This window comes from Mycobacterium angelicum, from assembly GCF_002086155.1.
In the GTDB taxonomy this organism is placed as follows: Bacteria; Actinomycetota; Actinomycetes; order Mycobacteriales; family Mycobacteriaceae; genus Mycobacterium; species Mycobacterium angelicum.
The window spans coordinates 1-2,817 of sequence record NZ_MVHE01000155.1 but is presented as its reverse complement, the minus strand read 5'-3'; the positions used below and the strand labels follow the sequence as shown (position 1 = coordinate 2,817).

At 73.2% G+C, this 2,817-nt stretch carries 1 protein-coding gene and 1 pseudogene; both read left to right on the top strand.

Annotation, left to right across the window (positions count from 1 at the left end):
* Positions 1-1,466: pseudogene (locus BST12_RS32445) on the top strand (PE family protein); the annotation flags it as partial.
* A gap of 903 nt (positions 1,467-2,369) precedes the next feature.
* Positions 2,370-2,817: PE family protein (locus tag BST12_RS28615; RefSeq protein WP_139802032.1), on the top strand; the 448-nt coding region annotated here is incomplete at its 3' end.

The following is a 2,817-nucleotide window of genomic DNA, read 5'->3' as shown; positions in this document are numbered from 1 at the left end:
GCAGCGGCAGTGCCGGCACCACCGGGGCCGGCGGCAACGGCGGCAACGGCGGCAACAGCGGCGCCGGCGGCACCAACGGCACCGGCGGCCTCGGTGGACACGGCGGCAACGGCGGCAACGGCTACACCCCGGGCTCGGACGGCACCAGCTCACGTGGCGGCGATGGAGGCGACGGAGGCAATGCCGGCAGCGGCGGCCAAGCCGGCACCGGCGGCACCGGCGGCTCGAACGGGAGCAGCGGGAACGGCGGCAATGGCGGCGCCGGTGGCAACGGCGGCATCCTCAACGACATCGGCGGTAACGGCGGCAACGGCGGCAACGGCGGCACCGCAACCGGCGCGGGCGGCAGCGGAGGTAACGGCGGCAACGGCGGCAACGGCGGCGGCAGCAGCGGCGACAGCACCAACACCAACCCCGCCGGTAACGGCGGTAACGGCGGCAACGGCGGCGCCGGCTCCACTGCCGGCGGCAACGGCGGAGGCGGTGGAGCCGGCGGCTCCGCCTCACGGTGGGGCAACGGCGGCTACGGCGGCAACGGAGGCGTCGGTGGCGTCGCCACCGACGGCGCCGGAGGTGCGGGCGGGGCCGGCGGCAACGGCGGCACCACTTTCTTTTCCGGGGTCCTGGACCCGAACACCACCGGCGGCGCGGGCGGCGACGGCGGTAGTGGCGGCAACGGCGGTGACGGCGCCACCTCCGGCGGGCATGGTGGCAACGGCGGCAACGGCGCAGGCAGCATTAACGGAGGCCCTGCCGCCACCACCCCGGGCAAGGGCGGCAACGGCGGCAACGGCGGCAACGCCAGCGGTTCCGGCGGCCGCGCCGGCGACGGCGGCGATGGCGGCAGCGCCGCCAACGGCACCGGCCATCCCGGAGTGAGCGGCGGCAACGGCGGCAGTGGCGGCAACGCCACCGGTGACCACGGCGAAGGCGGCCACGGCGGACATGGCGGCCATGGGGGCAACACGGGATTTGCCTCCGCGGGTGGCCAGGGCGGCGACGGCGGGCGCGGCGGCAACGGCTTCCGCGCGGGTGGCGGCGGCCACGGCGGCAACGGCGGCACCGGCGGAAACGGCAACCCCGGTGCCACCGGCGGCGTCGGCGGCAATGGCGGCGGCGGTGGCACCGGGCTCGGCGTTGGCAGCGAAGGCGGCGACGGCGGCGAAGGTGGCGACGGCGGCAACGGCGGGGGCGGCGCGGGAAGCAATGGTGACCTCAAAGGCGGCACCGGTGGCACCGGCGGCAACGGCGGATGGGGCGGCAACGCCGGCACCGATGGCGTCGGTGGCGCCGGCGGCAACGGGGGTAGCGGCGGCGACGGCGGCCAGGGCCGAGCGGGCACCAACCAGCCGAAGCCGGGTGGGCCTGGCCAGTCCGGCGGCTTCGGCGACGACACCCCTGCGGGCAACCAGGGTGGCGCACCCGGCGCAGGCGGCGCGGGTGGCGAAGGCGGCCCAGTGTTTTAAGCCGGTGGCCTCGGTCTCAACGGCCCCTGTGCCCTTCGGCGAAGTTGGCGGAGGTCGGGCGGCATGACTAACAACTGACCTCGCGAACCCTTCTACATGCGCCGTTTGGCAACGTTCGCAGCGTACTTCGAGACGTCCTTCGTTCGAGTCACGATCCGGGTTCGGCCTTGCCGGGTGTGTGATTAGCAGGGGCTCGCGCCCGGCGGCGTCGACTGTCGAGCCGATGCCGGCCATATCCGCGGCCGCTGCGGCCATCAACTCGGGCGAGGCAAGCCCCACCGGCGCTATCGGAAGTTCCCCGTCTTAATGACCCGCCTGCCGCGCGAGCCAGAGTGACCAGCAGGATCATCGGCTTACCAACGCTTATTCAAGCGGCGCTTGGCGCCGTAATGCCTATACAGCGCACCGACATTGAGGTGCCAGCGGCAACGGAACCAATGGAGGCGACGGCAGCACCGGCAACGGCGGTATGGGCGGCCACGCCGGCTACGGCGCCGGCCAAGGCAACAATCAACAATCCCGGTAGCGGCGGTGTCGGCGGCACGGGCAGTGCCGGTGGCACCGGTGGCACGTCAACCGGCATCGGGAACGCCGGCAACGGCGGCGCGGGCGGCCAGGGCGGCGCTGGCAGCCAACGGCACCGCCGCCGACCCGCCGTAGAACCGTCGGCAAAGTCGGGTGACGCCTCGATAGCTGCTGAACGGCAGCCGCGCTGGAACGCTGGCGCCACTCCCTCCAGGAGGTGTGCCGGCGCCCCCAGTGCGCTGACCAGCGGCTCAACAAATGACCAACCTTTATGCAAATCCCGATCGGCACGGTTGACACCAACGGCGGCTACGGATGCTGCCAGGCGGTGCGGGCCCGGCCCATCCCCCACGGCTGGGCCTGCGGAGGGAGTCATCGATGTCGCTCGTATTTGTCTCGCCCGAGCTGGTGGTGACCGCGGCCACCGATGTCGCCGGGATAAGCGCGGCCGTCCACTCGGCCGCCCGCACCGCATCAGCCTCGACTACGCAACTGCTGGCGGCGGCCGGCGACGAGGTGTCCACTCAGATCGCGGCGCTGTTTAGCGCCCATGGTCAGCAGTTCCAGGCGCTCAATGCCCAGGCCGCGGCATTCAGCGACCAGTTCCATCGCACTCTGAGCGCCAGTGCCAACTCCTACGCGTCGGCCGAGGCCGCCAACACCATTCAGAAAGACCTGCTCGCCGTAATCAACGCCCCGTCTCAAGCGCTGCTGGGGCGCACGCTGATCGGCAACGGCGCCAATGCGTCCACACCGGGCGGGCGGGGCGGCGACGGCGGGTTGCTGTGGGGCAACGGTGGCAACGGCGCCGCGGGTGCGCCGGGCC